This is a genomic window from Thiomonas sp. 13-64-67 (assembly GCF_002282795.1).
Classification (GTDB): domain Bacteria; phylum Pseudomonadota; class Gammaproteobacteria; order Burkholderiales; family Burkholderiaceae_C; genus Thiomonas; species Thiomonas arsenitoxydans.
The window spans coordinates 21628-46886 of sequence record NZ_NCKP01000001.1 but is presented as its reverse complement, the minus strand read 5'-3'; the positions used below and the strand labels follow the sequence as shown (position 1 = coordinate 46886).

The 25259-nt window shown below is 62.2% G+C and carries 19 protein-coding genes and 4 tRNA genes; 18 read left to right on the top strand and 5 right to left on the bottom strand.

Annotated features, from left to right (window positions below):
• Positions 1-48 precede the first annotated feature (48 nt).
• From adk to hemH, 6 genes are all read left to right on the top strand, one after another.
• Positions 49-699, top strand: a complete 651-nt coding sequence (gene adk / locus B7X30_RS00225; protein WP_286728494.1) for an adenylate kinase — start codon at positions 49-51, stop codon at positions 697-699.
• 16 nt (positions 700-715) lie between these two features.
• The gene (locus B7X30_RS00220; protein ID WP_286728493.1) at positions 716-1474 is read left to right on the top strand and encodes an SDR family NAD(P)-dependent oxidoreductase; all 759 of its coding nucleotides are present in this window, start codon (positions 716-718) and stop codon (positions 1472-1474) included.
• A 63-nt stretch (positions 1475-1537) separates the two neighbouring features.
• On the top strand, positions 1538-3418 hold the full coding sequence (gene dnaG, locus B7X30_RS00215; RefSeq protein WP_286728492.1) for a DNA primase: 1881 nt from the start codon (positions 1538-1540) through the stop codon (positions 3416-3418).
• Positions 3419-3822: 404 nt separating this feature from the next.
• Positions 3823-6159 (top strand): RNA polymerase sigma factor RpoD, encoded by a 2337-nt coding sequence (gene rpoD / locus B7X30_RS00210; RefSeq protein WP_286728491.1) that lies wholly within the window; start codon positions 3823-3825, stop codon positions 6157-6159.
• Positions 6160-6376: 217 nt separating this feature from the next.
• Positions 6377-7297, top strand: coding sequence for an adenylate/guanylate cyclase domain-containing protein (locus B7X30_RS00205; protein WP_013106052.1), 921 nt, complete (start codon positions 6377-6379; stop codon positions 7295-7297).
• Positions 7298-7309: 12 nt separating this feature from the next.
• Positions 7310-8404: a ferrochelatase gene (gene hemH, locus B7X30_RS00200; protein ID WP_156055161.1), complete on the top strand. Its 1095-nt coding sequence runs from the start codon at positions 7310-7312 to the stop codon at positions 8402-8404.
• A gap of 291 nt (positions 8405-8695) precedes the next feature.
• On the opposite strand, the gene B7X30_RS00195 is transcribed toward hemH, so the two are convergent.
• Genes B7X30_RS00195 through B7X30_RS00180 form a run of 4 tightly spaced genes read right to left on the bottom strand, consistent with a single transcriptional unit; the run spans position 8696 to position 13442 of the window.
• A complete protein-coding gene (locus B7X30_RS00195) occupies positions 8696-9751 on the bottom strand; it encodes a GNAT family protein (protein ID WP_286728490.1) in 1056 nt (351 codons plus the stop codon).
• Positions 9752-9775: 24 nt separating this feature from the next.
• Positions 9776-11692 carry an asparagine synthase (glutamine-hydrolyzing) gene (gene asnB, locus B7X30_RS00190; RefSeq protein WP_286728489.1) on the bottom strand — a complete coding sequence of 639 codons (1917 nt, stop codon included), beginning with the start codon at positions 11690-11692 and terminating at the stop codon, positions 9776-9778.
• A gap of 8 nt (positions 11693-11700) precedes the next feature.
• On the bottom strand, positions 11701-12837 hold the full coding sequence (gene moaA / locus B7X30_RS00185; RefSeq protein WP_286728488.1) for a GTP 3',8-cyclase MoaA: 1137 nt from the start codon (positions 12835-12837) through the stop codon (positions 11701-11703).
• A 56-nt stretch (positions 12838-12893) separates the two neighbouring features.
• Entirely contained in the window at positions 12894-13442 is a 549-nt protein-coding gene (locus B7X30_RS00180) for a phosphatase PAP2 family protein (protein WP_276707819.1), read from the bottom strand.
• A gap of 177 nt (positions 13443-13619) precedes the next feature.
• On the opposite strand from B7X30_RS00180, the gene B7X30_RS00175 reads away from it, so the two are divergent.
• From B7X30_RS00175 to B7X30_RS00165, 3 genes are read left to right on the top strand one after another with little or no spacing between them, the layout of a single operon-like run.
• Entirely contained in the window at positions 13620-14402 is a 783-nt protein-coding gene (locus tag B7X30_RS00175; protein ID WP_286728487.1) for an SDR family oxidoreductase, read from the top strand.
• Positions 14403-14413: 11 nt separating this feature from the next.
• Positions 14414-14851 carry an acyl-CoA thioesterase gene (locus B7X30_RS00170; RefSeq protein WP_013106045.1) on the top strand — a complete coding sequence of 146 codons (438 nt, stop codon included), beginning with the start codon at positions 14414-14416 and terminating at the stop codon, positions 14849-14851.
• A gap of 22 nt (positions 14852-14873) precedes the next feature.
• Positions 14874-16886 carry an acetoacetate--CoA ligase gene (locus tag B7X30_RS00165; protein ID WP_286728486.1) on the top strand — a complete coding sequence of 671 codons (2013 nt, stop codon included), beginning with the start codon at positions 14874-14876 and terminating at the stop codon, positions 16884-16886.
• A gap of 4 nt (positions 16887-16890) precedes the next feature.
• On the opposite strand, the gene B7X30_RS00160 is transcribed toward B7X30_RS00165, so the two are convergent.
• Positions 16891-17733 carry a squalene/phytoene synthase family protein gene (locus tag B7X30_RS00160; protein WP_286728485.1) on the bottom strand — a complete coding sequence of 281 codons (843 nt, stop codon included), beginning with the start codon at positions 17731-17733 and terminating at the stop codon, positions 16891-16893.
• Between the two features lie 170 nt (positions 17734-17903).
• On the opposite strand from B7X30_RS00160, the gene B7X30_RS00155 reads away from it, so the two are divergent.
• The 9 genes from B7X30_RS00155 (at position 17904) to B7X30_RS00115 (ending at position 25177) form a co-directional block, all read left to right on the top strand.
• A tRNA-Leu gene (locus B7X30_RS00155) sits at positions 17904-17990 on the top strand.
• A gap of 58 nt (positions 17991-18048) precedes the next feature.
• The gene (tig, locus tag B7X30_RS00150) at positions 18049-19383 is read left to right on the top strand and encodes a trigger factor (protein ID WP_286728484.1); all 1335 of its coding nucleotides are present in this window, start codon (positions 18049-18051) and stop codon (positions 19381-19383) included.
• A gap of 251 nt (positions 19384-19634) precedes the next feature.
• Positions 19635-20243 carry an ATP-dependent Clp endopeptidase proteolytic subunit ClpP gene (gene clpP / locus B7X30_RS00145; RefSeq protein WP_013106041.1) on the top strand — a complete coding sequence of 203 codons (609 nt, stop codon included), beginning with the start codon at positions 19635-19637 and terminating at the stop codon, positions 20241-20243.
• A gap of 28 nt (positions 20244-20271) precedes the next feature.
• Positions 20272-21534 (top strand): ATP-dependent Clp protease ATP-binding subunit ClpX, encoded by a 1263-nt coding sequence (gene clpX, locus B7X30_RS00140; protein ID WP_013123280.1) that lies wholly within the window; start codon positions 20272-20274, stop codon positions 21532-21534.
• 111 nt (positions 21535-21645) lie between these two features.
• Complete coding sequence (lon, locus tag B7X30_RS00135; protein ID WP_013123279.1) at positions 21646-24066, top strand: endopeptidase La; 2421 nt, start codon at positions 21646-21648, stop codon at positions 24064-24066.
• 75 nt (positions 24067-24141) lie between these two features.
• A tRNA-Ala gene (locus B7X30_RS00130) sits at positions 24142-24217 on the top strand.
• A 30-nt stretch (positions 24218-24247) separates the two neighbouring features.
• Positions 24248-24323 (top strand) — tRNA-Glu (locus B7X30_RS00125).
• 23 nt (positions 24324-24346) lie between these two features.
• Positions 24347-24423 (top strand) — tRNA-Asp (locus B7X30_RS00120).
• 262 nt (positions 24424-24685) lie between these two features.
• Entirely contained in the window at positions 24686-25177 is a 492-nt protein-coding gene (locus B7X30_RS00115; RefSeq protein WP_064135055.1) for a hypothetical protein, read from the top strand.
• Positions 25178-25259 lie beyond the last annotated feature (82 nt).

The following is a 25259-nucleotide window of genomic DNA, read 5'->3' as shown; positions in this document are numbered from 1 at the left end:
AGCGGTCTGCTATTCTGAAATGTGCGTTTTTACGATTGAGAGACCTTCATGCGATTGATACTTTTGGGTGCACCGGGCGCGGGCAAGGGCACGCAAGCCGCCTTCATCACCGAGCGCTTCGGCATCCCCCAGATTTCCACCGGAGACATGCTGCGCGCTGCGGTGAAGGCCGGTACGCCGCTGGGCCAGCAGGCGCAGAAAATCATGGAGGCGGGCGCCTTGGTACCCGACGAAATCATGCTGGGCGTGGTGCGTGAGCGCCTGTCGGCGCCCGACTGCGCCAAGGGTTTTCTGCTCGACGGCTTTCCGCGCACCATCGCCCAGGCCGAAGGTCTGGAGCAGGCGGGAATCGGCATCGACGTAGTGCTTGAATTCGACGTGCCCGACGCCGACATCATCGAGCGGCTGAGCGGCCGCCGGGTTCACCCGGCCTCTGGCCGTACCTATCACCTGACCTTCAATCCCCCCAAGACGGCCGGTGTGGACGACCTCACCGGCGAGCCGCTGGTGCAGCGCGCTGACGATCAGGAAGACACCGTGCGCAAACGCCTGGACGTCTATCACGCCCAGACCCTGCCGCTGGTGAAGTTCTACGCCGAGCGCATGGCCCAGCCCGGCGCGCCGCGTCTGGTCACCATCTCCGGGGTCGGGCCGGTGGCCGAAGTGCAGCAGCGCATCTTCGCCGCATTGCAGCGCTGAACGGTCGGAGCACCCTATGCAACTCTCTGGACACAGCGCGATCATCAGCGGCGGCGCATCGGGTCTGGGCCGCGCTACCGCCGCCTTGCTCGCCTCTCGAGGCATGCGGGTGCTCATCGCCGATCTGCAAGAAGAGGCCGGGCGAGCAACCGCAGCAGACATCGGCTGCCAGTTCATGCGCTGCGATGTGACGCAGGCAGGCGACGTGGAAGCGGCGGTGCAAGCGGCCAACGCGCTGGCCCCGCTGCGGGTGGCGGTGAGTTGTGCCGGCATCGCCCCGGCTGCGCGCACGCTGGGCAAGCAAGGCCCCCATGCCCTGGAGCTTTTCCAGCGGGTGATCAACATCAATCTGGTTGGCAGCTTCAACCTCGCCCGCCTTGCCGCCGCCGCGATGGCGCAGCAGCCGCCGCTGGAAGATGGCGAACGCGGCGTGATCGTCAACACCGCTTCGGTGGCGGCGTTCGACGGGCAGATCGGGCAAGTGGCCTACGCCGCGTCCAAGGCCGGCATCGTCGGCATGACCCTGCCGCTGGCGCGCGATCTCTCGCGGGACGGTATCCGCGTCATGACCATCGCGCCCGGTATTTTCGAGACGCCGATGCTCATGGGCATGCCTGCCGAGGTGCAGACTGCGCTGGGACAGATGGTGCCGTTTCCGCAGCGTCTGGGACGGCCCGAGGAATATGCGGCCCTGGTCGAATCCATCCTCACCAACCGCATGCTCAATGGCGAAGTCATCCGGCTCGATGGCGCCATTCGCATGCAGCCCAAGTAGTCTCGCCCGATCCAGCCGTTTCGTGGCCACCGCCCCAGCCGCCACGATGACGGCGACCGATCCATGCAGCAACGCATTCCGCCCGGTTTCATTCAGGATCTGCTCGCCCGCGCCGACATCGTCGAAGTCGTGGGCCAGTATGTCGAGCTGAAAAAGACCGGTACCAACTACAAGGGCCTGTGCCCCTTCCACGGCGAGAAAACGCCCTCGTTCACCGTGAGTGCGAGCAAGCAGTTCTATCACTGCTTCGGTTGCGGCGCGCATGGCACGGCTATCGGCTTCCTGATGGAGCACGCGGGCATGGGCTTCGTCGATGCGGTCAAAGAGTTGGCCGGGCGCTACGGCATGACCGTGCCCGAGCCCGATCTCGACCCGCAGCAACTCCGCCAGCTCCAACAGCAGCGCAGTCTGCAGGCCACGCTCGTCGACGCCCTGCAGACGGCTGACAGCTTTTATCAGCACCGCCTGCGGCATAGCGAGCGGGCGAAGAACTACCTCATCGCCCGTGGCTTGCAAGGCCAGGTCGCCAAAAAATTTGGCCTGGGCTACGCCCCGGACGACTGGCAGCCCTTGGCCGGCGCGTTCGCGAATTACAACGCCGATGCCCTGGTGCAATCCGGCCTGGTGGTGGCCCGTGACGCGGCCGGCGACACCCTCGATCCGCAAGCCGAGTCGTTTGCCTCGGCGCAGCGTCGATATGACCGGCTGCGCGACCGCATCACCTTTCCGATTCGCAATCTGCGCGGCGAAGTCATCGGCTTTGGCGGACGCATCATCGACCAGGGTGAACCGAAATACCTCAACTCGCCGGAAACCGCGGTGTTCCACAAGGGCGAGGAGCTGTACGGCCTGTTCGAAGCCCGCAGCGCCATTTCGCGCGCGGGTTATGCGCTGGTGGTCGAAGGCTATATGGACGTCGTGGCGCTCGCCCAATTCGGGGTGGAACAGGCCGTGGCCACGCTGGGTACCGCCTGTACGGCACAGCAACTGCAAAAGCTGTTTCGGCATACCGGCCAGGTGGTGTTCAGCTTCGACGGCGATACCGCGGGCCGCCGCGCCGCGCGCCGGGCGATGGAGCAGGCCCTGCCTCTGCTCAGCGATACGCGGGTGGTGAAGTTCCTGTTCCTGCCCGCCGAGCACGATCCGGATTCTTATGTGCGCGAAAAAGGCGCCGAAGCCTTCGAGCGCGAGATCGGCCGGGCGCAGCCCTTGTCGGAATTTCTGTTTTCCAGCCTGTTCGATGGCGTGGCGATGACCACCGCCGAGGGGCGCGCGCAGGCCATCCACGAGGCCGGGCCGTTGTTGTCGCAAATCACGGCGCCTGCTTTGCTCGGTCAGCTGGTGGCCGATCTGGCACGCCGCTTGGAGATGCCCGCCACCGAGTTGCGTGAGGTGCTTCGCCTGTCTTCGCCCTCGCGCAAGCCATCCGCTCCGGCGGAGTCATTCGGCACGCGTGGCATGAAGACGGCGCCGCGCGTGCGCGGCGGTCGCGAGGCGCTGCGGGCCTTTGCTGCAGTACCGAAAGATCCCCTGCGGCAATTGCTCCCTTTGCTGCTGTCGCAACCCGAGTTGTGGTGGAGCATCAACCCGGCGCAGCATGCGCTGCTCTCGCTGGAGCCCGGGCCGCTGCAGGGGCTGGTGCTGACACTCGAATCCATTCTGGAAGATCAGCCCGAACTGTCTGCCGCGGCGCTGTGGGAAGCCTTGCGCGCGGCCGGGCACGCGCCTGAGGAGGTGCTGGCCGAGTCGCCAGACCCGCTGGAACTGAACGAAGCCGCGGCCAAACAGGATTTGCTGGCCATTCTGTCGCGCCTGGAGCGCGCCGCGCTGAAAAGACGGCAGGACGAACTGGTTGCCGGTGGCCTGGTGGCAGACGCCGACCGGACGGAATACCGCAGTCTGGCGCTACGACTCAAAGAGATCGACCAAGCGCAGCGAGGTTGACGGTTTTGGCGCTCAGGCAGACAATGTTCGGTTTTTTGTAAAATCCACCGCTTAGGGGTGAATATCTGCCAAAACAGACTACCGGGCGTAGATTCAGGGGCGCAGATTCAAGGGCATGGGTTCGGCAGCAAGGCATAAGCGCCGTGGGGGCGCGGTCATCAAGGAAAACCCAATCGAACCGAGGCCACGAATTGGGGTCGAAGCGATGCGGGTCAAAGCGATTAAACCTTCTTGGAGCTGCCAAGACGTTTGCTGATCCGGCTCGATAGTGCCCTTGCCGTGCGGGCTTGGTGCGAAATGGCCGTTTCGCTCGGGCTCTTTGAATTTTGGCGATTCACCCTACATACTGTTAGCAATCCCCCTTCTATATTTCCTTCCGAACCAACGTTCGGTTGAGGTCCACCATGACAAAAGCATCATCCAAAACGCAGACTCCCACTCCGCGGGGCGCATCCCGCAAAGAGACCTCAGTCGTCGAGGTGAGTCCCGCCGAGGTGCGTCCCGTTGTGGACGCGCCGCGTGGTAAGGTCCATCGTGTGGCGGCAAAAGAAGGGGGCGCTGTGGAGGTCAATGCGGTCAAGGCAGCGACCAAGTCGACGGCATCGGTTACCAGCCCAGCGCCCAAGCGGGGTCGTCCGCCCAAGGCGGGCGTTGTGACGGCCGAGGCCGATACGTCTGCCGCGCGCCGCGGCCGCAAGAGCAAGTTGGAAGAGCCGACCGATGATTTGTCGGATGACCTGAGTGAAGAGGTCGAAGCGGTCGAGGTCGATGCCGAAGTCGCTGAAGTCGAGGTGGTGGAAGAAGTAGCCGCCGCGCCCGCGCCCAAAACACGCAAGGCCTCGCGCGCCCGTGAGAAGCAACTGCTCAAGGAGTTCGGCTATGACGACTCCAACATCACCGACGAAGAGTTGGGCCGTCGGCGCGCTCGACTCAAGAGCCTGATCAAAATGGGCAAGACCCGCGGGTTCCTGACCTACGGGGAAATCAACGATCACATTCCGGACAATCTGGCCGATCCCGAGTTGATGGAAACCATTGTTTCCATGCTCAACGACGTGGGCATCGCGGTGTACGAAACCACGCCTGATGCGCAAACCCTGCTGCTCAACCAGCACGGCCCGACCGCGTCGAGCGAAGAGGAAGCGGAGGAAGAAGCCGAAGCGGCGCTGTCCAACGTCGACTCTGAATTCGGCCGCACCACCGACCCGGTGCGCATGTATATGCGCGAAATGGGCACCGTGGAGCTGCTCACGCGCGAAGGCGAAATCGTCATCGCCAAGCGCATCGAAGACGGCCTGCGCCAGATGATGCTGGCCATTTCGGCTTCGCCCTCGACTGTGGCCGAGATTCTGGCCATGGCCGCGCGTATTCATCACGGCGAATTGCCGGTCGATGAAGTGGTGGACGGCATGGTGTCGGACGACGAATCCGACGACTACGTGGCCGAAGAAGACGTCGACTACTCGCTCGACGAGAGCGGCGAAGAAGACGAAGACGGCGGTGCCGGCGCCACCTCCATGAAGCTCGAAGAACTCAAGGGCAAAGCCTTGGAAGCCTTTGCCGACGTGCACGACGCCTTCATGAAAATGCGCCGCGCCTACGACAAGGACGGCTACCGTTCTGCCAGCTATTTGAAGGCGCAGGAGGCGATTTCCGCTGCGCTGATGGAAGTGCGCTTCACCGCGCGGACCGTCGAGAAGCTCTGCAATCTGCTGCGTGCCCAGGTGGACGAAGTGCGGCGCTACGAGCGTGAGATTCGGCGCTATGCGGTGGATCGCTGCGGTATGCCGCAGGAGGAGTTCATCAAGTCCTTCCCCGGTCATCAGCTCGATCTGAAGTGGGTGGACAAGCATGTGGCTTCTGGCAAGCCGTATTCCGTCATCCTCAGCCGCAATGTGCCGGCCATCAAGGAGCTGCAGCAAAAGCTCATCGACATCCAGACCCGGGTCGTGGTGCCGCTCGACGACCTCAAGGAAATCAACACCCAGATGAGCCTGGGCGAGCAGGCCGCGCGTGAAGCCAAGCGCGAAATGATCGAGGCCAACCTTCGTCTGGTCATCTCCATCGCGAAAAAGTACACCAATCGCGGCCTGCAGTTCCTCGACCTGATTCAGGAGGGCAACGTCGGCCTGATGAAGGCGGTGGACAAATTCGAATACCGCCGCGGCTACAAATTCTCGACCTACGCCACTTGGTGGATCCGTCAGGCCATTACCCGCTCGATTGCCGATCAGGCGCGCACCATCCGGATTCCGGTGCACATGATCGAGACCATCAACAAGGTCAACCGCATCTCGCGTCAACATCTGCAGGAGACGGGCACCGAGCCCGACGCCGCCGTGCTGGCCGAGAAGATGGAAATGCCCGAGGACAAGGTGCGCAAGATCCTGAAGATCGCGCGCGAACCGATCTCCATGGAAACGCCCATCGGCGACGACGATGATTCACACCTGGGCGATTTCATCGAAGACTCGGGCACGCTGGCGCCGACCGAAGCGGCGATGCAGGCGGGTTTGCGCGACGTGGTCAAGGAAATTCTCGATTCGCTCACGCCGCGCGAAGCGAAGGTGCTGCGCATGCGCTTCGGCATCGAGATGGCCAACGACCACACGCTAGAAGAAGTGGGCAAACAGTTCGACGTCACCCGCGAGCGCATCCGCCAGATCGAGGCCAAGGCGCTGCGCAAGCTCAAGCACCCCACTCGCTCGGACAAGCTGCGCAGCTTTCTCGATACGCTTTGATCCGGACGCTCCTGCCCGCCACGCGGCGGGCGGGTGCACGCGCGGGCGCAGTGGTTCATGCTTGATGGAACAGACAAAAACGATGGATTTGGCGATGGGGCAAGGCGCAAACCACAGCGATACCCGTAGGTATCGCGCGGATTTGCAACGCCGCCCTGGCGCCAAAGACGCGTTTTTGTGTTCCAGATAGCGTGAAGCACTGCGCTAGACTTCGGGCATGACCAACGCGCGAAAAACGGCTGTCCGCACCATCGTGTTTGCCGATGTCGTCGGCAGCACGGCATTGTTCCAATCTCTTGGCAATACCGAAGCCACGGCGCTGGTCACACAGGTCGTGTCGAACATGGCCCGCAGCTTCAAGGCGGCGGGTGGCGATGTAGTGAAAACGCTGGGGGACGGCATACTCGCTACCTTCGAGCACAACACCCCCGCGCTCAACGCCTGCATCGACATTCAGCGCACATGCTCCACCTCAGGCGCGGTCGATGCCACGGGCGCCCGACAAAAACTACCTCTGAAAATCGGCATTGCTCGCGGCGTGGTCGTGCTGGCGCCGGGCGACTGTTTTGGCGATCCGGTCAATGCGGCTTCGCGCCTGTCCGACTCGGCTGGAACCGGCCAAATTCTCATCGGCGACGCCGTGATGGAAGCGCTGCCGCTGGAGCTGCTGGCCCGGCTGCGCAGCCTCGGCGCCATTTTTCTGCGCGGCTACGACGTGCCGGTTCCGGTGCATCAGGTCGATTGGGAGGCGCAGGTCGATATGGGCCAGACCATGCCGCAAGTGCCCTCACGCATCGACTACAGCAGCCAGTTGCTCAATCTCGCCTGGCTCGATACCAGCGTGGACTATGCCGCCGATCAGATGCCCATCGTGATCGGGCGCACGAACGGTGCAGACTTTCCGGTCAACGATCTGCGGGTATCGCGCCAGCACGCGCGCATCGACTGGCGCGGCAGCTATTTCATGCTGACTGACCTCAGCAGCAACGGCACCTGGGTGCGCTACACGGGCAATGACACCACGCTGGCCCTGCGGCGCAACGAGTGCGTGCTGCATGGCCAGGGCGAAATCACCCTGGGCGCCAAGCCGTCCGACCCGACCGCGCCCACGGTGATGTTCCAGATCCATCCTCACTGAACTCAGGTTCTCATGCCCTTGTCCGACCCTACGGCGTATTCGCACGGTTCCGCACCGAAAACTGCCATCCTTCTCGTCAATCTGGGCACGCCCGATGCGCCGACCGCATCGGCCTTGCGTCGCTACCTCGGTGAGTTTCTCAGCGACCCTCGGGTGGTCGAAATTCCCAAGCCAGTTTGGTGGTTGATCCTCAACGGCATCATTTTGCCGATTCGTTCCTCCAAATCCGCGGCCAAGTACGCCTCGGTCTGGACCGAGCGCGGCTCGCCCCTGCAGACGGGCACGGCCGACCTCACGCAAGCCGTTGCCGCTGAAATGGCTCGGCTGGGTCATCATGTGCAAGTGCGATATGCCATGCGCTACGGCAACCCGTCTGTGGCCAGTGTGCTCGACGAGATGGCCAAGCAAAACGTCACTCGCATCCTGCTGGTGCCGCTCTATCCGCAATATTGCGCGGCCACCACGGCCTCCACGCTGGACGCAGTGACGGCATGGATGCGGCGCAGCCGGCGCATGCCCGAACTCCGGGTGCTCAATCACTTTCACGACGAGCCGCTTTACATCGAGGCCCTGGCGCGAAAAATCGAGGCGCACTGGCAGCAGCAGGGTCGGCCTGACAAATTCGTCATGAGCTTTCACGGCATGCCAGCGCGCACGCTCAAGCTGGGCGATCCGTACCACTGCGAGTGCCACAAGACCGGGCGCCTGCTCGCCGAGCGCCTGGGGTTGGCTGCTGCTGATTACGCGGTGACGTTTCAGTCGCGCTTTGGCAAGCAGGAGTGGTTGCAGCCCTACACCGAACCCACCTTGCGCCAACTCGCGAAAGAAGGTGTGGCTCGGGTCGATGTGACCTGCCCGGGCTTCAGTGTCGATTGCCTGGAAACGCTGGAAGAAATCGCCATGGAGGGCAAGGAAGCGTTTCTGTCCAGTGGCGGCAAGGTCTTTCATTACATCGACTGTCTGAACGCCGAGGCGCACTGGGCGCAGGGTTTCAGCCGTCTGCTGACCTCTCATCTGCAGGGCTGGAATACAACCGTGCCTGCCGATCCCAAAGAACTCGCGCAAACTCGCGAACGGGCCAAGGCCCTGGGTGCGGAAAATTTGTGAGTTAAATCTGTGAGTTCACAGGGATGAATCGCGGGGCGTCGAGCGCGCCTCCCGCCAGAACTGCACCAGCAGCCCAACGCCGAGCCCGATCACACCTATCGCCAAGAGGTAGAGCACCAGTTCAGCCAGAGACATCTTCTCTCTCCTTCAAGAGCGCCCAAAGCGCACAAGTCTTGAAGATTGAGTGCTCAACACGAGCAGACAGTTCCGTGGGATTGGGTGTGGAGTGTGCCGTGCGTGTGACCAAAGTTTTCTCTGTGCGGGCGGTTGCAGCGGCCTGCGCGATACGGCTCAATAATCTTCGTCGGCGCTGGTGAGATACCACTGCACCTGCTCAAGCGCCTGGGCTTGTTCGGGTGTCATGGTGCAGAACACACTGCGGGCATCACGCGCCAACATGCCGAGCTGATGCAGCTTGCTCTGGATGTCGGCAGGGCCGAGGAATTCAAACGATACGCTGCTGCGACCGTCGGCATAGGCGTCGCGAAACAGGGTGTCAAAGAGCAAATTCAGGCTGTCCGGATGCTCTGGGTGACAGAGCAGATCGCGCACATGCAACACCTTGCCGACGACCTCACAGACGGCATAGCCGATAAGTCCGTCGTTTTGGGCGCTCAAGGTCAGGAAGCGGAATTTTCTCCAGGGCTTCGGCTCGAAACGCCAGGCCAGGTAACGGCGATCACGCACGCCGATGAGCAAAGCCGGGTCTTTCTGCGCGGCCCACAGCGCATCGAAGCGGGTATCGGGCTGGTCCATCCATTGAGCCCGTCGGCCACGAAAGTCGTGGGTGTACCGGGTTCTGCGCAGGGTATGCCGCCACCAGTCTGCGGTGCGCCCCACGGCGCGGCGCACCAAGTGGGGGATTTGCGCGGGCAGATAGTTGGCGCTGCGCAGCACGCGAACGTAGCGCACCATGCGCCCCGCCACCTTGTAGCCCAGGCGCTTGACCACGGGTTCCGACTTCGGGTTGGGAAAGCCGTAGATCAGCCCGCACTGCGGCAAAAACCGGTCGCGCAGCGACGTTTGCAGCAGCATCGCCGGATAGAGCGTGCGATGTTCCGCCGTCACGCCGAAGTCAGCCAGAAGTCCCGCGTTCAAGGCTTGGCCAGCCAAACGCATCTGCCGGGTTGCAAGGCCAATGACGCCCACGGCTGTTCCGTTTTCGGCCGGAGAATGGGCGAGCAACACCTGCGGTAAACCGGTCGGGTTGCGCAGGTAGAACCAGTCGTATTTGTCCTGGCGACGCTCTGGATGCCCGAGATTGGTCACCCAGAGCGACACGATGATGCTGCGATCGGTCTGCAGATCGGCGGGCAACGCGGCGTAACTGGACGGTGCGGCGGTCATGGAGGAGCGCGGGTTCGCGAAGGGTCAGCGCCGGATGAACTGGTCGTGCAGAAGCAGGGTGGAGAGCATGCCGACAAAGGCCATATTGTCACCAAAGCCGATGACTTTTCCAGCGCGTGCCTTGTCGAACAGGCGGATCGCCGCCTGCGGGTCGAAGTAGCCCGCATCTTTGAGGCGCGCCACGCTGAACAGGTCGGCCACGTAATCGACGGGTTCGCCATTGTGAAAAAAACTCTGGCTGTCGGGGGCGCGGTAAGGTTGCTTGGTGCGATGGCGCAGCGCGTCGGGCAGCAGGCCGTCCATACTGCGTTTGAGCAGGTATTTCTCCACCAGTCCCATGAGTTTGTAGCGCGGAGGAAGCTGGCTGGTGAAGGCGATCAGCCGGTGATCGAGGAAGGGAAAACGGGTCTCGATGGACTGCGCCATGGCCATGCGATCGCCCTGCGAACACAGCAGATAGCCCGACATTAGGGTATGCGCCTCGATGTACTGATCCTGGCAGAGCGGCTCCCAGCGGGAGATGTCGGCGGGGAGTTGCGCGGCGAGGGTGGCGATGGGGTCGGCCGCCGTGGCCGCGGCGCGCCATTCCGGCGACAGAAAACCGGTGATGCGTCGCGTGGTGGTCCAGCGCGGCAGGTGGGCGAACCAGGGCTCGCGGAAATGCGCTTCGCCTTCGCGGAAAAAACGCTCGGTCATCGCGCGGCCGGCGGCCGGGGAGTGTTTGAGATAGGGGTAGAGGCGTTCGAGCAGGCGAGGGCGCCAGCGCGACGCGGGCTGCCGGGCCATGAAGCGGCGCACCCGGGCTTCTTTGAATAGGTCGTAGCCGCCGAAGACTTCGTCGGCGCCTTCGCCGGTAAGCGCCACCTTGTAGCCCGCGGCGCGCACCCCGGCAGCCAGCAGCATCATGGGCGCGGGGGCCGTGCGCACGATGGGTGTCTCAGTGTGGGCGATGGTGCGAGGGAAGGCGGCGGCGATGTCGGCGCGGGTGCAGTGCACCGTGGTGTGATCGGTGCCCAGGTGGCGCACGAGTTGCTGCTGCCAGGGGCTTTCGTCGAATTCGGCGTCGTCGAAAGTGAGGGAAAAAGTGCGCAGCGGCGTGTCGGTGTAATGGCGGATCAGGGTGGTGATGATGGATGAATCGAGGCCGCCGCTGAGATAGGCGGCCACGGGCACATCGGCGCGCAGTTGCAGCCGCACCGCGTCGATCAGCAGGTCGCGCAGCTCGTCGGCGCAGGCGGCGGCCGAGCGCCCGTCTTCGATCGGGGCTGGGGGAAAGCTCCAATCCCAATAGCGGCGCGTCTGCGTGCCGCGTGCGTCGACCGACATCACATGGCCGGGCGGCAGAGACTCGATGCCCTCGAATACGGCGTGCGGCGGCAGGGGCGCCCAGTAGGTGAAGACTTCGCCCAGCGCTTTCGCATCCAGACGGCGCGGCACTTCGGGCAGGGCGAACAAGGCCTTGACCTCGGAGGCAAAGGCCAGGCCGCCCGGCACGCGAGTGTGAAACAGCGGCCGGATGCCGGTGCGGTCGCGCGCCAGCAGCAGGCGCTGACGCGGCACGTCCCATAGGGCGAAGGCGAACTGGCCGTTGAGCTGATCGACCAGCGCATCACCGTGGTCTTCATACAGGTGCACCAGCACTTCGGTATCGGACTGCGTGGCGAAGCGATGGCCGCGCCGCTGCAGCTCGGCGCGCAGCTCGATGTAATTGAAAATCTCGCCGTTGAAGACCACCCACACCGTGCCGTCTTCGTTGCACATCGGCTGATCGCCGCCGGACAGGTCGATGATGCTCAGGCGGGCGTGGGCCAGACCGATCGGCCCTTTGTTGTAGAACCCCTGCTGATCAGGCCCGCGGTGGTGCAGCTGGCCGATCATCGCCGCAAGCTGCGCGGGATCGATGGGCGCGTTCCAGTTCAGACGTCCGGCGATGCCGCACATGGCCGCTTTCAGCCGCCGATGTAAGACATCTCAACCCTGCGCTCGGCGCGCTGGGCCAGGCCTGCCGCCGTGCCGCGCAGCAGGGAATATCGGTCATCGCGCGCCGTCCAGACCTGCGCCAGCGCGGCGCGCAGCTGCTCGTCGCTGACCGGGGCCAGGCCGCTGCGCGGATCGCCGCGCAGCAGGGCGCGCACGTCGTGGCCGTGGGTGGCGAACAGGCAGAGGTAGAGCTTGCCTTCCATCGACAGCCGGGCGCGGTTGCAGTCGCCGCAAAAGGCGCGGGTCACGCTGGAAATCACGCCGATCTCACCCGCGCCATCGTCATAGGCCCAGCGCTGGGCGGTTTCGCCGGCGCTGTGCGGCTCCAGCGGGTGCAGCGCATGGGCGGCGTGAATGCGGTCGATGACCTGTTGCGACGGCAGCACTTCGTCCATGCGCCAGCCGTTGGTGTTGCCCACATCCATGTATTCGATGAAACGCAGCACCACGCCGGTGCCGCGGAAATGTTCGGCCATCGGTAGTATCTGCGCGTCGTTGGTACCGCGCTTGACCACCATGTTGACTTTCACCGGCCCGAGGCCCGCGGCTAGGGCGGCGTCGATGCCTCGCAGCACTTCGGCCACGGGGAAGTCGACATCGTTCATCTGACGGAAGGCCGCATCATCCAGCGCGTCGAGGCTGACGGTAACGCGATCGAGCCCCGCCTCCTTGAGCAAGGTCGCCTTGCGGGCGAGGATGGAGCCGTTGGTCGTCAGCGTCAGTTCGGGCGCCAGACCCTCCGGGGTGCGCAGGCCGTGCAGCATCTTCACCAGTCGTTCGAGGTTTTTGCGCAGCAGCGGTTCACCGCCAGTGAGCCGGATTTTGCGCACGCCAAGGGACATGAAAATCCGGGCCGAGCGGGTGATTTCCTCGAAACTCAGCAAGTCGGCATGCGACAGGAATTCATAGTGCTTGTCGAATATCTCTTTCGGCATGCAGTAGGTGCAGCGAAAGTTGCAGCGGTCGGTCACCGAGATCCGCAAATCGTGCAGAGGGCGGTGAAAACGGTCGGTCGGCTGCTGCGGCGTACTGCCGGTGTCGGCAGGGACGGACGGCACGCTTGTCGCGTAATGATGGTCGACGATGGGAATGATGCGTTCGGACATATCGCCATTATCGACAAAGCGGGCGGGCGCCGCGCTGTTTCGGCCCCCGGGCCTGTTCACATCACGGAAATTCGCAAGGCGAGGGCGAAGGTGGCGAGCAGCATGCCGAGCACCGCGCCGACGAGGACATCGGAGAGGTAATGCAGCCCCAGAATCAGCCGCGAAGCAGCGATCAACAGGGCAAACGGCACAGCAATCCAGCCCAGTATCGGGGCGAAAAACAGGATCTGCAGGGTGAAGTTCACCGCATGCAGGGTGTGGCCGGAGGGAAAGCTGAACTGATCGAGCGGGGGTTCGCTGAGCACGATGCGATGGCAATGTTCACTCGGGCGCGGACGGGCCGCCAGACGCTTGATCGACCAGTACAGGCCGGTGCCGATGAACGTGGTCACGATCATCCAGAGAATCGGCGAGATCGCCTCGCGCCCATCGAGCCAGAGCAGCAAACACAAAATGGCCGCCCAGCCCCAGCCGTTGCCAAGGCGGCTGATGGCGGAAAAGAAGCGGCGCACCCAGGCCTGCCGACTCAAACGATTGGCCGCAAGGGTCAAGCCTTCTTCCCATTGCAGATAACGCTGAAGCAAGCTGGGCTGTCGCTGTTGCATGGTTGATCTGGGGCGCGGTTGCGGGATGGAGGAGGCGTGGCAAGATTGTTGCACTGCAGACTTAGCCACGGTCGAGCCGACGCGCATCTCGGCTGCCTCTACCATTGTGTCATCAGCGCAAGGCAGTCAGCCAGGAATCGACGGACGGCCTGCTGCGCTTTATTCTCAAGGATAGACATGGCATACACCATCGAACTTTCGGGCCGCGTCGCCCTGGTCACCGGAGCATCTAGCGGCCTCGGCTGGCGATTTGCCGAGGTACTGGCGCAGGCGGGAGCCGCCGTGGTGCTCAGCGGTCGGCGCATGGAGCGGCTCAAGGAGCTGCGGGCCCGCATCGAAGGGCAGGGGGGCGACGCCCATGTGGTCGAACTCGATGTCACCGATACCGCCAGCATCCGCGCGGCGGTGGCGCATGCCGAGACCGAGATGGGGCCGATCGACATTTTGGTGAACAACGCGGGCATTTCTGCGCAGCAAAAACTGCTCGACGCCACGCCCGAAGATTTCGATGACGTTTTCGGCACCAATGTGCGCGGAGCCTTTTTTGTGGCGCAGGAAGTGGCGCGGCGCATGGTGGCGCGTTCGCTGGGCGTGACGCCGGGCACCTGGGCCGGCGGGCGCATCATCAACGTGGCCTCGGTGGCCGGGCTGCGAGTCATACCCAAGCTGGGGGTCTATGCCATGAGCAAGGCCGCCGTGATTCACATGACGCGGGCGATGGCGGTGGAGTGGGGCAAGTACGGCATCAATGTCAACGCCATCTGTCCCGGCTATATCGATACCGAGATGAACCACCATCACTGGCAGACCGAGGCGGGCCAGCGTCTGATGCAGATGCTGCCGCGCAAACGCCTGGGCAAGCCCGAAGATCTCGACGCCATGCTGGTCATGCTCGCCAGCGGGCAAAGCAGCCTGGTCAACGGCGCCATCCTGACGGCTGATGATGGCTTTGGCATCTGAGGAAAAGCCCGATGCGATTCGAAATCCCTGAACAAAAACAACTGGTTCACACCCTGACCCTGCCCATACGCTGGGGCGATATGGATGTGATGGGCCATGTGAACAACACGATCTATTTCCGCTACATGGAAATCATCCGCCTGGAGTGGCTGCGCGAAACCGGCGTACCCGCCAACCCCGCAGGCCTGGGGCCAGTGATCGTCAACGCGTTCTGCAATTTTCAGATCGAATTGAAGTACCCCGGCGAGGTGCTGGCGCGGCTCTACACCACCGATGTGGGGCGTACCAGCTTTGACACCTACACCTTGCTCAGCCGCACCGACGATCCCGACACGATCTACGCCAGTGGCGGTTCGCGCGTGGTCTGGGTGGATTTTCCGCGGCGCAAGAGCGCGCCCTTGCCCGATAGGCTGCGCGAATTGCTCACGCAGCATGCCGACTCAAACTGACCTCTATTCGAGAGATTGCGTCATGCCAGATTCCGAAACCAACCAGCCGCTTTGGTTGCCCTCGCCGCAGCGCATCGCCGCTTCGCACGTCGAGGCATTTCGTCATTGGGTAAATGAGCGCCACGGCCTGCATTTGCAGACTTACCAAGACTTGCTCGATTGGTCGATCGCCGAGCAGGCCCATTTCTGGGACGCGGTGTGGGAAACCTCCGGCGTGATCGCCGAGCACAAAGGCGAGCGGGTGCTGATCGACGCCGAGCGCATGCCCGGCGCGCGATTCTTCCCGGACGCCCGCCTCAACTTCGCCCAGAACCTGCTGCGCCGCAATGACGATGCCATAGCGCTGCATTTCTGGGGCGAAGATCAAGTGCAACGCCGCCTGAGCTGGCGCGAATTGCACGCCGAAGTCTCTCGGCTGCAGCAAGCCTTGAAGCATTGGGGCGTCCAGCCCGGAGACCGGGTTGCGGCCTATATGCCCAATATGCCCGAGACGGTGATTGCCATGCTCGCGGCCACCAGCCTCGGCGCCACCTTCACCTCCGCTTCGCCCGACTTCGGGGTGCAAGGCGTGCTCGATCGTTTCGGCCAGACCCTGCCCAAGGTGCTGATTGCCTGCGACGGCTATTTCTACAACGGCAAAACCTTTTCCAACCTGGAGAAGCTGGCCGAACTCGTGCCGCAATTGCCCTCGCTGGTGAAAACCGTCATCGTGCCCTATGTGGCACAGGCGCGCGGGCAAAGCTTGAGCGTGGCGGCGATTGCCGGCGCTCAGGTGTGGGAGGATGCGCTCGCGCCATTCACCCCGCAGGCGGTGCAATACGCGGCGCAGCCCTTCGATCATCCGGTCTACATCCTGTATTCGAGCGGCACCACCGGAGCGCCGAAATGCATCGTGCATCGCGCGGGCGGCGTGCTGCTCAAGCATCTGGCCGAGATGCGGTTGCAGGCCGATATTCATCCCGAAGACCGAGTGTTCTTTTTCACCACTTGCGGCTGGATGATGTGGAATTGGCTGATGTCTGCGCTTAGCCAGGGGGCGACGGTTTGCCTTTACGACGGCTCGCCCGGTGTGCGCGACAACGCCATTTTGTTCGACTACGCCGATGCGGTGGGCTTCACGCATCTCGGCACCTCGGCCAAGTTCATCGAGGCGCTGGGCAAGTCGGGTATCGCGCCGATGCACACGCACCGCCTCACCGATCTTCGCACCCTCATGTCGACCGGCTCGCCGCTGGCGCCCGAAGGCTTCGACTACATCTACGGCAAGGTGAAGGCCGACATCTGCCTCAGTTCCCTGTCGGGCGGCACTGATCTGGTGGCCTGTTTCATCGCCGGGTCGCCCATGAACCCGGTCTGGCGCGGCGAGATTCAGGCCTGCGCTCTGGGCATGGCCGTGATCGTGGCAGGCGACGACGGAAAGCCTTTGCCGGACGGGCAAAAAGGCGAGTTGGTCTGCACCAAGCCCTTTCCCTCCATGCCGCTGGGTTTTCTGGTGGACGGCAGTCTGGAAAAAGGCGCCCAAAAATACTTTGACGCCTACTTCGCGCAGTTCCCGAATGTATGGTGGCATGGCGACTACATTCAACGCACCTCGCATGGCGGCTACATCATTTTTGGTCGCTCGGATGCAACGCTCAATCCCGGCGGCGTGCGCATCGGCACGGCGGAGATTTACCGCCAGGTCGAGCGCATCGACGCGGTGCTCGAATCAATTGTGATCGGCCAGAACTGGCCGCCCGGTACTTACGGCGATGTGCGCGTGGTGCTGTTCGTGCGTCTGCGCGACGGCGTGGTGCTCGACGAGGCGCTGATCGACGCGATCAAGCGTGAGATTCGCAACAACACCACGCCGCGCCATGTGCCCGCGCGGATCGTGCAGGTGCACGATATTCCGCGCACCAAGAGCAACAAGATTGTGGAAATCGCGGTGCGCAACCTGATTCACGGCGACCCGGTGAAAAACGTCTCGGCGCTGGCCAATCCCGAAGCGCTCGACGAATACCGCGCCTTGCGTGCCGAACTTGAGCGGGCTTGAACGGCTAATTTCTGCGCCGTAAGGTGCAGGTGCGGCTGATCCAGAGCTTGCGCAATGGCGTCAGGCTGATGCGCTGGTGTAGTACCGCAAAGTCGGCCCGCTCGATTTCGATCAGCAGCGCGTCCGACATGGCGCCCAGAGCCAGTAGAGGCGCGGTCTGCGCGGCAGGGTAGGGCACCAGTGCGCCGCGAGCTGTGCTCAAAGCCGCGCGGGCCAGCGTGGTTTGTTCCTGCAGCAGTGCACGAATGGGCGGGCTGACCACGCGCTGCTGCAAGTCCACCGCCTTGACTCCGTGCCGCTGCAGGGCATCGAGCGGCAGATACACCCGGCCCTGCGCGACATCACGCCCCAGATGCCGGATGTGGCTGGTCAATTTCAGCGCCACGCCCAGTTCCTCCGCAGCGTCCAGGGCGGGGCGCGCGGTCAGCCCCAGCAGCGCTGCCGCATTGCGCAGCGTCTGCCCACTGCCCGCCCGGCAATAGTGCACGAGCGCGGCCCGATCCATCCACCGGTTCTGTTGAAGGTCGATGTCCACGCTTTCGATCAGGCCGAGCAGCGCCTGTGGCCGCAGATATTCCTCCCGCAAGCACACCCCGAGAGCACGCAGGGAAGGGTGCTCTGCCTGGTCTTGATCGAGCGCCAGCATCTGCGCATGCCACCAGGCCAGCTTGGCTTGTGCGACACCCGGGTCGCTGACCGTGGTGACGATGCTGCGCACCTGCACATGCACGTCTAGCAACAGCGTCAGCGCTGCACGGCGCGCGGGCGGGCAGCGTTGCAGCGCGTAATAAGTCGACGAGCCGGGGGGCGGTTTGGCGCAGGAATCAGGGATTTGAGGCGGGGGCATGTTGAGCACTGCATCAGGCAGGCTGGAGGCAGCTAGAATAGCCGATTGCCCAAAAATCAAAGCCGCAGTGAATAGGCCGCACTGAACAGCCGCCTTCCGAGGTGAGCCCCAGTTGAGACCGAGTTGAAACACAAGGCGCGAGCGTAAAGTTTTTGGCGACAGATCACCCCGCGAGGGTGGCGAAATTGGTAGACGCACCAGGTTTAGGTCCTGACGCCTTCACGGGCGTGGGGGTTCGAGTCCCCCCCCTCGCACCAACCGGCAAGCGCAGGCTTGGCGGTCTTTGATCCCTTTTTTGAACACTGGACTTTCCCCATGACTGTCGAAACCCTGGACAAACTGCAGCGCCGTGTGACCGTGACCGTGCCCAAGGCCGCTGTGCAGAACGAAATCAATTCCCGCCTGAAGAATCTGAGCCGCACGCTGCGCCTGCCCGGCTTCCGCCCGGGCAAAGTGCCGATGTCCATGGTGACGCAGCGCTACGCGCCGTCCGTCGAGATGGAAGTGCTGCAAGACAAGATCGGCAACGCGTTTTACGACATCGCCACCAGCGCCCGTCTGCGCGTGGCGGGGGCGCCGGAATTCAGCCCCAAGACCGAAGGGATCGAAGCGGACGTGATGGCGTTCGATGCTGTGTTCGAGGTCTATCCCGACGTGCAGATCCCGGATCTCTCCACCCAGGCTATCGAACGCGTGACCGCCGAGGTGGACGAGGCCGCCATCGACAAGACCATCGAAGTGTTGCGCAAGCAGCGCACCCAGTTTGTGACGCGTGGCGAAGCCGCGCCGAACGGTCAAACGTCCGAAGGGCTGGAAGTGCAAGACGGAGATCGCGTCACCGTCGATTTTGAAGGTCGCATCGACGGCACCGCTTTCGAAGGCGGCAAGGCCGAAGGTTTCACTTTCGTTCAGGGCGAAGGCCGCATGCTGCCCGAGTTCGAAGCCGCCACCAAAGGGCTGCAGGCCGGGCAAAGCAAGATTTTCGAACTGCACTTCCCTGAGGACTATCAGGGGCGCGCCGTTGCCGGTAAGACGGCGCAATTCACCCTGAAAGTCACCCAGGTCGAATGGCCGCTGCTGCCCGAAGTCGATGCCGATTTCGCCCGGGCCTTGGGCGTTGAAGATGGCGACGTGCAGCGTCTGCGCGACGATATCCGCAGTAACCTGAGCCGCGAGGTCAAATCGCGTCTGACACAGCGCAACAAGCTGGCCGTCATGGATCTGCTGCAAAAAGCCGTTGCGGTCGATCTGCCCAGCGCGCTGGTGCAAAACGAAGTGAATGAGCTGATGGCCAGCGCCCGTCAGGATCTGGCCGAGCGCGGTATGAAAGATGCCGACAAAGCCCCGCTGCCGCCCGAGCTGTTCAAGGAGCAGGCTGAAACCCGCGTGCGTCTGGGCCTGATCGTTTCCGAGTTGGTCAAGCAACACGACCTGCAAGCCAAGCCCGAACAGGTGCGCGCCTACGTTGAAGAACTCGCCGCCAGTTACGAGCAGCCACAGGATTTGGTGCGCTGGTATTACGCCGATCAGGAGCGCATGGCGCAGGCCGAAGCCATCGTCATGGAAAACAACGTGACCGACTTCGTGTTCGCACAGGCACAGACGACGGACAAATCGCTCGGTTTCGATGAGCTGATGGGCCAGAACTGACCCCGTTGGCCATACTGATGAGCGCCCCATGGCCGGGCTGCGCCCAGCCCGCCCCCGCAGGCAGGGGTCAAGGAAACTTGGAGCGACCCTGCGTTTCCTTGAAAGCCGCTGTGCGCCCAGGCGTGCAGCGGCTTTTGTGTTTTAGGGCCGCTGTTGCGCCCACCGCAAACCCGGTGCGGAAATCCCGCACGCTGGCATCGGCAGGGCAAAGTGCGTGCTAATCTGTGTCCACCTTCACGTTTTTTTCTTCCATGAGCGCTACTGACATTCAAAACCTGGGCCTGGTGCCCATGGTCATCGAGCAAAGCGGCCGCGGCGAACGCGCCTATGACATTTACTCGCGGCTGCTGCGCGAGCGGGTGATTTTTCTGGTCGGCCCCATCAACGATCAGATGGCCAATCTGGTCGTGGCGCAATTGCTGTTTCTCGAGTCGGAAAATCCCGACAAGGACATTTCGCTCTATATCAATTCGCCCGGCGGCTCGGTGTCTGCCGGCATGGCGATTTTCGACACCATGCAGTTCATCAAACCCGACGTGTCCACCTTGTGCACCGGCATTGCCGCCAGCATGGGCGCTTTCCTGATGGCGGCTGGCGCAAAGGGCAAGCGCTACTCGCTGCCCAATTCGCGCATCATGATTCATCAACCCTCTGGCGGGGCGCAGGGCCAGGCGACGGACATCGAGATTCAGGCGCGCGAAATTCTCTATCTGCGCGAAAGACTCAACGGCATTCTTGCCGAGCGCACGGGCCAGACCCTTGAAAAAATTGGCATCGACACGGAACGCGACTTTTTCATGTCGGCCGACGAGGCCAAGGACTATGGCCTGATCGACGAAGTCATCTCCAAGCGCTCCTGATCCTCACCCTCCAAGTAGACACACGCCCATGGCTGAGAAAAAATCATCTTCCGGTGAAAAGACCCTGTACTGCTCGTTCTGCGGAAAGAGCCAGCACGAGGTCAAGAAACTCATCGCCGGCCCTTCGGTCTTCATCTGCGATGAGTGCATCGACCTGTGCAACGAGATCATTCGCGATGAAGTGACTGCAACGGACGCCAATGGCAAGGTGGTGAACTCCGATTTGCCAACGCCGACTGAAATCAAGGCCATTCTCGATCAGTATGTGATCGGGCAGGAGGCGGCCAAACGCATCCTGGCTGTCGCGGTGTACAACCACTACAAACGGCTCAAGCACATCGGCCAGACCAGCGATGTCGAGCTGGCCAAGAGCAACATTCTTCTGGTGGGGCCCACGGGTTCCGGCAAGACCCTGCTGGCGCAGACGCTGGCTCGGTTGCTCAACGTGCCCTTCGTGATCGCCGACGCCACCACACTGACCGAAGCCGGTTATGTCGGCGAAGACGTCGAGAACATCATTCAAAAGCTGCTGCAGAACTGCAATTACGAAATCGAGCGGGCGCAGCGCGGCATTGTCTACATCGACGAGATCGACAAGATCTCCCGCAAATCGGACAACCCCAGCATCACGCGGGATGTGTCGGGCGAGGGCGTGCAGCAGGCTTTGCTCAAACTCATCGAAGGCACGATGGCTTCGGTGCCGCCACAAGGCGGGCGCAAGCACCCCAATCAAGATTTCATTCAGGTCGATACGACCAATATTCTGTTCATCTGCGGCGGAGCATTCGACGGTCTGGAAAAGGTGATCCGCAATCGTTCCGAGAAGTCGGGCATCGGATTTTCGGCCACGGTCAAGACGCAGTCTGAGCGCAGTGTCTCCGAGACTTTTCTTCAGGCCCAGCCGGACGATCTCGTCAAGTTCGGCCTGATTCCCGAACTGGTGGGGCGTCTGCCGGTGGTGGCTGCGCTCGAAGAACTTGACGAACCCGCGCTGGTCGAAATTCTCACGGCGCCCAAGAATTCGCTGGTCAAGCAGTACCAGAAGCTGTTCGAGATGGATGGCATCAAGCTGGAGTTTCGCCCGGCCGCACTCGATGCGATTGCGCACAAAGCGCTTGAGCGCAAGACCGGTGCGCGCGGGCTGCGCTCCATCGTTGAGCAGGCGTTGCTTGACCTCATGTTCGATCTGCCCAATGCGCAAGGCGTGGCGAGCGTCGTCGTTGACGAAAACGTGATCACGGCAGGCGCCAAGCCGCTGCTCATCTACCAGGATGCGGCGAAGGCGTCCTGAGCCTGACGACAGCAGCAGGCGGTTGCAAGCGCAGGAGGTCGCCAGTATCGCTGGCTTGCAAATTCAGCCTGAGTCCCCATCTGCACACCAACTTATTTTCGGGTGACCTACATGTCAGATACCCCTGAGCAAAACACCGACCTCACTGCGCTGCCGCTGCTGCCTCTGCGCGATGTAGTCGTTTTTCCCCATATGGTGATTCCCTTGTTTGTGGGGCGTCCCAAGTCGATCAAGGCGCTGGAATCGGCCATGGAAAGCGGCAAGCAGATCATGCTGGTCGCGCAGAAGGCCGCGGCCAAAGATGAGCCCAAGCCCGACGATTTGTTCGATGTGGGCTGTCTATCGAGCATTTTGCAGATGCTCAAGCTGCCCGACGGCACGGTCAAGGTGTTGGTTGAAGGCGCGCAGCGGGCCAGCGCCCTGAACATCCGGGACAACGGCGACTATTTCGCCTGCGAAGCTGTGCCTATCGAATCCAGTTCGGAAACCAGCGCGGAATCCGAAGCGATGCGGCGCGCGGTGGTGGCGCAGTTCGACCAGTATGTGAAGCTGAACAAAAAAATCCCGCCTGAAATTCTCACCTCGATTTCCGGCATCGACGATCCGGGCCGTCTAGCCGACACCATCGCCGCGCATCTTCCGCTCAAACTGGAACAGAAACAGTCTGTGCTCGATCTGCATGATGTGCATGCGCGTCTGGAAAATTTGCTTGAACAACTCGAACGTGAAGTCGGCATTCTTCAAGTCGAAAAGCGCATCCGTGGTCGGGTGCGCCGCCAGATGGAAAAAAGCCAGCGCGAGTACTACCTGAACGAACAGGTCAAGGCCATCCAGAAGGAGTTGGGCGAGGGCGAAGACGGCGCGGACATCGAAGAGATCGAAAAAAAGATCAAGGCTGCGCGCATGCCCAAAGAGGCCAAGAAGAAGGCCGAAGGCGAGCTCAAAAAACTCAAGCTCATGTCCCCGATGTCGGCTGAGGCTACCGTGGTGCGCAACTACCTCGACGTGCTGATCAGCCTGCCCTGGTCCAAGAAGAGCAAGGTGCGCCACGATCTGGCATTTGCCGAGGCGGTGCTGGAAGAAGATCACTACGGCCTTGAAAAGGTCAAGGAACGCATCCTGGAATATCTCGCGGTTCAACAGCGCGTAGACAAGGTCAAGGCGCCGATTCTTTGTCTGGTCGGCCCTCCGGGGGTGGGCAAGACCTCGCTGGGTCAATCCATCGCTCGCGCGACCGGGCGCAAGTTCGTGCGCATGGCCTTGGGCGGCGTGCGAGACGAGGCCGAGATTCGTGGCCATCGCCGCACCTACATCGGCGCCATGCCCGGCAAGATCCTGCAGAGTCTGAACAAGGTGGCGGTTCGCAACCCTCTGTTCCTGCTTGACGAGGTGGACAAACTCGGCATGGATTTCCGCGGCGATCCGTCCTCTGCCTTGCTGGAAGTGCTCGATCCCGAACAGAACCATACCTTCAGCGATCACTACGTCGAGGTTGATTTCGACCTGTCCGATGTGATGTTTGTCGCCACCTCGAATTCGCTCAACATTCCCCCGGCCCTGCTCGACCGGATGGAGGTCATTCGTCTGGCCGGCTACACCGAGGATGAGAAGGTCAGCATCGCCCAGCGCTATCTCCTGCCCAAGCAGATGAAGAACAACGGGGTAGAGAAAGACGAACTCGACGTCACGGAAAGCGCCATTCGAGGCCTGATTCGCTACTACACGCGCGAGGCCGGGGTGCGCTCTTTGGAGCGTGAGATTTCGCGCATCTGCCGCAAAGCCGTCAAAGGACGCTTGCTGAAAACCTACACCGATCAGGTTGTGGTCACCGAAGACAACCTTCACGACTTCATCGGCGTGAGGCGTTTCAACTTTGGCATCGCCGAAAAGCAGAATCAAGTCGGTCAGGTGGTGGGCTTGGCCTGGACCGAAGTCGGCGGCGATTTGTTGACCATCGAGGCTACCGCCATGCCCGGAAAGGGTGCCATTTTGCGCACCGGATCTCTGGGCGATGTGATGAAAGAATCGGTCGAGGCCGCTCGCACGGTGGTGCGGGTTCGCTCACGACGCCTTGGCATCAAAGATGAGTTGTTCGAGAAACGCGATCTGCACATTCACGTCCCCGAAGGCGCGACGCCCAAGGATGGCCCGAGCGCCGGTATTGCCATGACGACTGCGATCGTCTCCGCGATGACGGGCATTCCCGTCAAGGCTGAAATTGCCATGACCGGCGAAATCACCCTGCGAGGTGAGGTGCTCGGAATCGGCGGCCTGAAGGAGAAACTCCTCGCGGCGCTGCGAGGAGGGATCAAGACGGTGCTGATTCCCGAAGAAAACGTCAAGGACCTGCAGGAGATGCCTGAAAACGTGAAAGCCAACCTGAGCATCATCCCGGTGAAATGGATTGATCAGGTCTTAGACCTGGCGCTTGAGCGCGTTCCTGTGGCACTGGAAGACGAAATTCCCGCCAAGGCCGTTGAAGTGTCAGTCGCGCCTGTGGATACGCCGGTTTCTGAGACCGCGCGTCACTGAGCGGGTCACCAAAAGCTCAACGAAATAGCGCTTGCAACGACGGAAAAAATCGGTATAGAATGCTGGTTTGCTTTCGGGGGTATAGCTCAGCTGGGAGAGCGCTTGCATGGCATGCAAGAGGTCAGCGGTTCGATCCCGCTTACCTCCACCAAGTAAATTCAAGCAATAATTTGAAGGTTTAGTCCCCTTCGTCTAGAGGCCTAGGACACCGCCCTTTCACGGCGATAACACGAGTTCGAATCTCGTAGGGGACGCCAGATTCAACAAACCGAATCTGTATGGAGTGGTAGTTCAGTTGGTTAGAATACCGGCCTGTCACGCCGGGGGTCGCGGGTTCGAGTCCCGTCCACTCCGCCAATAAAACGCAGTAAATCAAGCACTTACAGAACAAGCCCGACCTAAAAAGTCGGGCTTTTTTTGCGCTTTGTGGGAGCGCATTCCCACTCAATTCCCATTTTTCGCCGCCATTTGCTAGTTTTTGCATGTTTAGGCTTCCCACTGGATTCCCACACGCTTCCAACCGGCCTTTGTTTTCATTCTTATTCTGTTTTGCGTTTTTTGTCCCGCAGCTACCGCGCTACGCTTGACATTGCGCCACTGACAGGCTATATTCACCCTTATGTGCAATCGTGACATCCGCATCGCTCGCAGGCAAGTCGGCCAGCCGCTAGCTCGGCTGGCGCGCCTGGCGCGCACGCCGGACTCGTTCGTTGCATTGCTGCTTGGCATCGTGGGCCTAGACCTGCTGCTGACCGCCGGACAGCACGCGCACATTCACCTCGATCTAGTAGGAATTGCCCAGGCTCTCGCGATCGTCGCCTCCACCGCGTTTGTCGGCGCTTTTGCTCTGCGCTTGCGCAGCGACCGCCTGCACCGCATAGCGGAGCTTTCCGCCGCAGCAGCCGCGCTGCAAACGTATGCCGCGCAGCTTGCGCGCGCGGTGCAGCGCTACGCCGCCACCGCACAGCGCCTCGCCGCCGCCGTGCTGCGCATCGCCCCCCACGAAGACCCACAGGCCTCTGTTAGCGGCCTTGCTACTGTCTGCCTCACCCCGCGCCTCGTCGCGCAACGCCCCTATGCCGCCCGCGTCTGCGCGGGCATGCTGCATTGACGATCTGATCTAAACAAACGATCCCCCCCCCAGCCGCCCGCGCATCGCGCCGGCGGCTTTTTTGCGCTCGCCCCGCCCGGCA